Here is a 7,667-nt window from a genome sequence, read left to right as displayed (position 1 = left end):
ACTCTCAAGTTGAAATGCGTTACCGCATATCCTTGACGTTCGAACCTCTGCACATCTCCAATACTCAGGACCACCTCGGGGGCAGATCCCTATGTCCACCCGGCTAAGGATTGAACACGCATTGGAAGTCATCTGTTTGATAACGTGCTTCTGGTTTTCATCAGAAAACCGAAAGCCGCTCCAAACAGTGAAGCTGACACTTCATCATCGGACCGAAGCCCTAGAAGCGTTGATATGAGAGGGTTGATCCATCGATCGGACCAGGGCCGCCCACATATCTCTTCAGATATTAGCGATTTCAAATAACGTTGAGGGCAAAAACCAGACCGCCGCGCTAATCTCTCAGCGCGCCCGCCTGACAATATCCTCGGTATGCTTCAACCTCGCTTCGCTTCGGTGTCGCCTCTCAGCGCCTCGTCCGCTCCGTCCGGTCCGTCCCGCAGCGCCTCAGCGCCGCCGGTGAAGGGGCTTTTACGGTTACACCAAACGACTCGCAACCCCTTTTTTCAACTTTCTCACCAAAAATCCAAATTCACACGGAACCAAACCGCAGTTTGAAAAATGCGCCCCTCGATAAAAGCGACCTTTGCAGCCAAATCCCCAACAAAACAGGGCCAAACACCTCGCACACAACCCACGCCCAGTTTCGCAGCACTTCTGCGAAAAGCCTACAAAGCCCCCTCCCCTGCCCCAAAACAAAAGCGGCGCGACCCGAAGGCAGCGCCGCTTCAACCGATCAGTAAAAGTAAGGTCACGGCCATCCGGCCTTTCAGGCGGCGAGCGGAAAGGCTTGCCCGTCTTGAGTGACCAACTTGTCGTGCAGTGCCTTGATCGCCGCGCCCATGTCGCCACGAGGCATGATATACTGGACATCCACGTTGCGCGGTCCTTGGGACGCCCCCAGCGAGGCTAAGCCAGCTTCGTCGAGTGCCAGCAAACCGCGGGTCAGGACAGAGAGACCCAGCAAGTCGCGACCAACAGCAGACACGATAGACACTTCACGGATGCTGATTTCCGACTGCGGATAGATGCGCATCAGGTCTTTTTCGACACGGCGCACATCCGGCATGGAAGCATCCACATAGTGCGTGATCGTATTTGCATTCGACACCTTGGACACGATGCGCACACCATGGCGCGTCAGTGCATCGAGGATCGCGGCATCATAGCCTTTCACCCCAACCATATCCTGTTCAAACACTTCCAGCGCAAGAACCTCCAGACCGGTCACAATCTCTACCGCCGCGGTGTCCGCAGGTTGGTCGTCGATCAATGTACCCGGATCTTCCGGCTCGAAGGCGTTGGCCACACGCAACGGCACGCCAGCCTGGCGAAGGGTTTTCGCCGCCGAGGGGTGGATGGCCTCCATCCCAAGGTTCGCCATCTGGTCGGCAACGTCGTAGTTTGTCCGGCCAAGCTTGCGCACCTTGTCGGCACCAACCAGTTTCGGGTCGGCGGACGACAGGTGGAATTCCTTGTGGATGACCGCCTCGCGTGCGCCCGTCAAAGCTGCCAGCTTGGAAAACGTCACTTCGGAGTAGCCGCGGTCGAATTCACGCATCAGCCCCTCAGAGCATTGCGCATACCCTGTCACGATGGCCAGCTCGTTGGACATGTCCACATCTTCAAGAGCGGACATGATCCGCTGCTCCAGGGTGACTTCGTCTTCGTCACGCCAGCCGGTCAGGTCAACAAGACGGGCGCTGACCCCAGCCCGCCGCAACAGCAGCACGGTCACCAGCGCCGAGTGCGCCTCGCCCAAACCGGACAGCAACTCACGGATTTGCAGCAGATGGGTGTTCAGCCTGAAATGCCCGTAGGAGCACAGACGCTGCAAGTCGACCAGGCAATTGCGGGCGCCTTCAATTCTCTCGTTCACGAAATCTGTCGCATCGGCGACGTCCTGGGCATCCTCAAGTATCTCGCTGTGCGCCTCGATCATCGTGGCGCGTGTCTGGTCCAGCGCATCGTTCCAGCTGTCCTCGCCATTGCCGTCGGCAAAGTTGGCGTAGATACCGGGTTTGCCCGTCTTCTTGTGTTCGAGCAGCGCGTTGGTAATGCCGGCAAAGGCTGACACAACAAAAACACGCCCATACTGCGGCTCACCATCCTTGATGAAAAGCGTGTCACGCAGTTCGTTCAGGCGGGACATGGATGTCCCGCCGATTTTCTCGACCGTATGGGTCATGGCTTACGCATCCTCCAGGTCGGGAGCGGCGTAGGAGCCGTCGGCCTGGTGCACTTCTTTGCCAGTCACAGGTGGGTTGAAGCAGCAGGCCATCACCAGCTCTTCATCTGCGCGCAGGATGTGCTTGTCATGCTCATTCAAAGCATACATCACACCCGGCTTGATCTCATGCGTTTCATTGGTGGCAAGATCCGTGATCGAGCCGCTGCCCTGCATGCAGTAAACGCTCTCGAAGTGGTTCTTGTAATGGAACGTGTGCTCCGACCCGGCCTCAAGGAAGGTGATGTGGAAGGAGAAGCCCATCTTGTCATCGGCCAGCAACATGCGGACAGATGTCCACTTGGCGTCCGAGACGACACGGGTGGGTTCGGATTTGGCAATTTCGTTAAAGTCACGAACAATCATGGGGATTACTCCGCTGCAATTTTGGTTGTTTCAAGGGTTTCGGCGGCTGCGGACGTCAGGATGTCGATGCCCTTTTGCAGCACATCGTCAGGTGTCGTCAGCGGGGCCAAGATCTTGACGACCTCGTCCTCTGCGCCGGAGGTCTCGATGATAAGACCTTTTTCGAAAGCGCGCGCACAGATCGCACCGGCCACATCGCCCGACCCCACATCCACGCCGCGCATCATGCCGCGACCCTTCAGCGTGGCGCCTGGCACCATGTCGGCGATCTGTTGCAGACCGGCTTTCACAATCTCACCACGGCGAGCGATGTCTTTCTGGAATTGATCGTCTGACCAGAATTTTTCGATGGCAACGCGCGCCGTAACAAAGGCGTGGTTGTTGCCACGGAAGGTGCCATTGTGCTCCGCAGGCTTCCAGATGTCGTACTGCGGACGGATCAGCAGCGCGGCGAAGGGCAGCCCCATTCCGGACAGCGACTTGGCCAGCGGGATAAGATCAGGCTGAACGTCCATTTCCTCGAATGAGAAGAACGTGCCGCAGCGACCGATGCCAGCTTGGATATCGTCCAGAATCAGCAGCGCACCGTGCTTCTTTGCCAGACGACCAATGCCCTCGAGCCACTCCTTGGACGCGGCGTTCAGACCGCCCTCGCCCTGCACAGGCTCCAGAAGGAAAGCAGCAGGCGCATCGACACCGGAACTCGGATTGTCGAGCATCTGCTCGATCAAGGACAGCGTGTCGATGTTGTCACCGAACGCGCCTTCGAATGGCATCCGGGTCACGCCATGCAAATCCATGCCAGCGCCGCCACGTTTGCCCGCATTACCGGTCGCTGCCAACGCGCCCATGGTCATACCGTGGAAGCCGTTGGTGAAGGCGATCACATTTGACCGTCCGGTCACTTTGCGCGCGAGCTTCATTGCGGCCTCAACCGCATTTGTACCGGTCGGGCCTACCATCATGACCTTGTGGTCCATGCCGCGCGGCTTGAGGATCTTTTCCTCAAAAGTTTCGAGGAACGCCGCCTTGGTATCGGTGTACATGTCCAGGCCATGCGCAATGCCGTCGTTCGATATATGCTCGATCAACGCCGTCTTCATGTCAGGGTCGTTGTGACCGTAGTTCAACGACGAACAGCCTGCCAGAAAATCGATATAGGTTTTGCCAGTGCTGTCAGTCATTTCCGACCCGGAGGCCGAGGTGAATGTCGTGTCAAAGCTGCGGCAGTAGCTGCGCGCCTCGGATTCACGGCGTTCAAAAACAGGATGCACAGAAGAATTGGAAGCAGTCATGGACAGCTCCTTTCTATGAATAAATAAGGATTGAGACAGAAGAAAGCGGGGCGCCAATCAGGCGGCGCGCTCCATTTTTTCTTCGTCGAATTCGATGGTCACCATGTTCTCGGTGCTAGCCTGACCGTCGAAGTGCTCTGCCTTCTTGAAGTGCGGCTTGTAGCTCAGATCACCGCCCATGGTGCGGGCGAACTTTCGGAACAGACCCCATGACGCAGCATTATCGCTGGTGATGGTTGTCTGGAGAGTATCGACGCCATCGCAGACGTCACGTCCAAGGATCTCACGCATCATAAGGACGCCAAGGCCAAGGCCCCGCGCCTTTTCACTGACAGCCACCTGCCAGACAAAAAGCGTGTGCGGTTCGCTCGGCTTTACATAGCCGGAAACCCAGCCCACCACTTCGCCATCCAATTCAGCAACGACACATGTGTCGGCGAAGTGGTCGCATTGCAGCAGGTTACAGTAGATCGAGTTCTCGTCCAGCGGCTTGCAGGCGCTGACAAGATCCCAGATGGCAGTCCCATCCTCTGCGTTCGGGATGCGCAGTGTCGGGATTTTGGCTCGCGCCAGATCGCGTGGATGTTGCATGAGGCTCTCTCGTATTGTTTCCTTCGATAGACAAAGTATCTGATCGGACGGTTATTTCAAGTGTCTAAGTAAAAAAATGGACTTTTGCGTAAAAACACCCATATTTGTTTAGATAAATCAATCGAAACGGGAGATAGCCCACTTTGTCACTCAAAGTAAAACCACCTTGCAGCCAGCTTGAGGCCCCGGTAGTGCTTCACCATCGTGTTAAAGAGGTCACTATGGATCGGGTCGACAACAGCCTCATTGCCCTACGCCGCATCATCCGTGCGACTGAGCTTTACGGTCGCGACCTGAAACAGATCGCCGGTATCACGGCCGTACAGTTCCGCGCCCTGCAGATCATCGGCGAAAAAGGATATGCCACGGCCAAGGAAGTCAGCACACGGATGCGGGTCAGCCAGGCGACCGTGACTTCGCTGGTCGACAAGCTGGTGCGCGAAAACATGGTCACGCGCGAAAAATCGGAGACGGATCGCCGTCAGACCGACATTTGCATAACCGAACAAGGACGCGACACGCTCGAAAATGCGCCGGATCCTTTGCAACAGCGCTTCGTACGCAAGTTCGCTGCGATGGAAGATTGGGAACAGACAATGCTGCAGGCCATGCTCGAACGTGTGGCCAGCATGATGGACGCCGAGGATCTTGACGCCTCCCCAGTGCTGGACACAGGGGACATCAAACATTAGCTGCACCTTGCCGCGATGCTCGCGGAGTAGCGGATGTGTGACGCGCACGACATGCGGCGCTGTCCATCCGCTGTTAACCTTGCTTAACAAGGTTTAAAGGTTCACGTTGCCCCGAAAGGGTCGATCACGTCAGATCGCCGCCCCGAAAGGGGCGAGACTGACCCCCAAAGCGGCGCTTGCGTACAAGCGAGCATGGATCCGACCCTACGTAATAGCCATGCAGGGGTGGGGAAGCCTCCTTGCGTCAACGAACAACTTACAACAGGAGGGAATATGTTCCAAAAGATCGTCGTACCCGTCGACCTGACCCACGCGGACAAACTCAACAATACGCTGCAGATCGTCGCTGATCTGGCGATGAGCCACGGGGCCGAAGTCTGCTACGTCGGGGTGACCGCCACAACGCCGACCGCGGCCGCCCACAGCCCCGAAGAATACGCAGCCAAGCTGACCGAATTCGCCACGGCGCAGGGACAAAAAGGCTTTGCCACGTCGGCGAAAGCTCTGACCGCACCGGATCCCGCCGTGGATACGGACAAAAAACTGCTCACAGCGCTGAAGGACATCGGCGCCGACCTTGTGGTCATGCAGACACATGCGCCCAATGCTGCCGACTACATCTGGTCGGGCCACGGCGCATCGATTGCGGCTCATGCAGACGCATCCGTCTTCCTCGTGCGCGACTGAGGAGCACGGACCGGGGCGCACCGCCCCGCAACAGAAATCCTGCGAACAGGACAATAAAAGGAAAGAGAGGACATATGACGGACGAGAACTCCGAGATAGCCGACGGGATACCGACCCCGGACGGCGCGTCTCATATCATCGACACGGAATACGAAATCGGTCAGGACAACTTCGAAGGGTCTGTAGGCCCGTTCGGCTTTGACATTCACAACCCGGTCTTTGGCATCTCCGGCCTGGCGATCGTGGCCTTTGTGTTCTACACGCTGGCTTTGCCGGAACAGGCTGGCTCGGTCTTCACCTGGCTGTTCAGCTCGGTAACGCAGGGCTTTGACTGGTTCTTTATCGGTGCGGCAAACATCTTTGTTTTGTTTTGCCTAGCACTGATCGTGACGCCGTTGGGCAACGTCCGGCTCGGCGGTACATCTGCCACCCCGGACTACACCTACGTCGGTTGGTTTGCGATGTTGTTCGCAGCTGGCATGGGCATCGGCTTGATGTTCTACGGCGTTTCGGAACCCATGAGCCACTTTTCCTCGTCATTGGGCGGTGTCACCATGGGCGAAGATGGCGTGCGCACCGACTGGGCTCCGCTTGGCGGGGCCGCCGGAAATGAAGCAGAGGCCGCGCGCCTTGGTATGGCGGCAACAATCTTCCACTGGGGCCTGCACCCTTGGGCGATCTATGCTGTGGTTGCGCTGTCGCTGTCGCTGTTTTCCTACAACAAAGGCCTTCCGCTGACGTTCCGTTCTGCCTTTTATCCGCTTTTGGGTGAACGGGTCTGGGGCTGGCCTGGCCACGTCATCGACATCCTTGCGGTGTTCGCGACGCTCTTCGGTCTGGCGACATCGCTTGGTCTTGGCGCGACACAGGCCAACGCAGGTCTCAACGAGTTGTTCGGTATTCCGGTGAATGCAACGACCGAGGTCATCCTGATCTCTGCCATCACGGCCATCGCCTTGGTATCGGTCCTGCGCGGTCTCGACGGCGGTGTAAAGATCCTGTCCGAGATCAACATGGGCCTTGCTTTTGTCCTGCTGCTCTTTGTCCTGCTGGTCGGCCCCACGGTCTACCTGCTGACATTCTTCGCCGACAGCCTGTTGGCGTATCTGCAATACCTGCCGGCACTTGCGAACCCGATTGGCCGCGAAGACACCAACTTCGTTCAAGGCTGGACATCGTTCTACTGGGCGTGGTGGATTTCCTGGTCCCCTTTCGTGGGCATGTTCATCGCACGGGTCTCCCGTGGCCGCACCGTCCGCGAGTTCATCGTCTGCGTGCTGCTGATCCCGTCGATGGTTTGCGTGTTGTGGATGTCTGTCTTTGGCGGCACCGCTCTGCATCAGGTTATCAACGACGGCTACACCGCTGCACAGGAAGCATCGCTTGAACTGAAACTGTTCAAGATGCTCGATGTTCTGCCGTTGACCTCCATCACGTCGTTGATCGGCATCGTGCTCGTGATCGTGTTCTTCGTGACCTCCTCGGACTCCGGGTCTCTGGTCATCGACACCATCACGGCGGGTGGCAAGGTCGACGCCCCTGTGCCCCAGCGTGCGTTCTGGTGCATCTTCGAAGGCGCGGTGGCCATCGTGCTGCTGTTGTCTGCGGGCGGCTTGCAGTCGTTGCAGTCCATGGTGATTTCCACCGGCCTGCCATTCACGGTTGTCTTGCTCGTCATGTGTGTCGCGGTCTGGCGCGGCCTCGTGAACGAGCGCAAACACACCTGATTGCGCAAGCATCCCATTGAACACAAAAAGCCCGGGCTCGCGTCCGGGCTTTTTTTGCGACACCAACCAGCTGCGCCTCAGT

7 protein-coding genes are annotated in these 7,667 nt (G+C 57.6%); 3 read left to right on the top strand and 4 right to left on the bottom strand.

From position 1 onward, the window contains the following. Positions 1-769 precede the first annotated feature (769 nt). The 4 genes from GGQ68_RS12440 to ectA are packed head-to-tail and all read right to left on the bottom strand — an operon-like array spanning position 770 to position 4,479. Positions 770-2,188: an aspartate kinase gene (locus GGQ68_RS12440; protein ID WP_183966422.1), complete on the bottom strand. Its 1,419-nt coding sequence runs from the start codon at positions 2,186-2,188 to the stop codon at positions 770-772. Between the two features lie 3 nt (positions 2,189-2,191). Continuing rightward, the gene (locus GGQ68_RS12435) at positions 2,192-2,593 is read right to left on the bottom strand and encodes an ectoine synthase (RefSeq protein ID WP_183966420.1); all 402 of its coding nucleotides are present in this window, start codon (positions 2,591-2,593) and stop codon (positions 2,192-2,194) included. A gap of 5 nt (positions 2,594-2,598) precedes the next feature. After that, positions 2,599-3,888, bottom strand: coding sequence for a diaminobutyrate--2-oxoglutarate transaminase (gene ectB / locus GGQ68_RS12430; protein ID WP_183966419.1), 1,290 nt, complete (start codon positions 3,886-3,888; stop codon positions 2,599-2,601). Between the two features lie 57 nt (positions 3,889-3,945). Beyond that, positions 3,946-4,479, bottom strand: coding sequence for a diaminobutyrate acetyltransferase (gene ectA / locus GGQ68_RS12425; RefSeq protein ID WP_183966418.1), 534 nt, complete (start codon positions 4,477-4,479; stop codon positions 3,946-3,948). A 221-nt stretch (positions 4,480-4,700) separates the two neighbouring features. Between ectA and GGQ68_RS12420 the strand changes: the two genes are divergently transcribed. From GGQ68_RS12420 to GGQ68_RS12410, 3 genes are all read left to right on the top strand, one after another. Next, positions 4,701-5,171, top strand: a complete 471-nt coding sequence (locus GGQ68_RS12420; protein ID WP_183966417.1) for a MarR family winged helix-turn-helix transcriptional regulator — start codon at positions 4,701-4,703, stop codon at positions 5,169-5,171. Between the two features lie 273 nt (positions 5,172-5,444). Beyond that, positions 5,445-5,858, top strand: coding sequence for a universal stress protein (locus tag GGQ68_RS12415; protein ID WP_183966416.1), 414 nt, complete (start codon positions 5,445-5,447; stop codon positions 5,856-5,858). A gap of 74 nt (positions 5,859-5,932) precedes the next feature. Further along, the gene (locus GGQ68_RS12410; protein ID WP_183966415.1) at positions 5,933-7,585 is read left to right on the top strand and encodes a BCCT family transporter; all 1,653 of its coding nucleotides are present in this window, start codon (positions 5,933-5,935) and stop codon (positions 7,583-7,585) included. Positions 7,586-7,667 lie beyond the last annotated feature (82 nt).

It is taken from the genome of Sagittula marina, assembly GCF_014196795.1.
In the GTDB taxonomy this organism is placed as follows: Bacteria; Pseudomonadota; Alphaproteobacteria; order Rhodobacterales; family Rhodobacteraceae; genus Sagittula; species Sagittula marina.
This window is presented reverse-complemented; position numbering and strand designations above follow the sequence as displayed.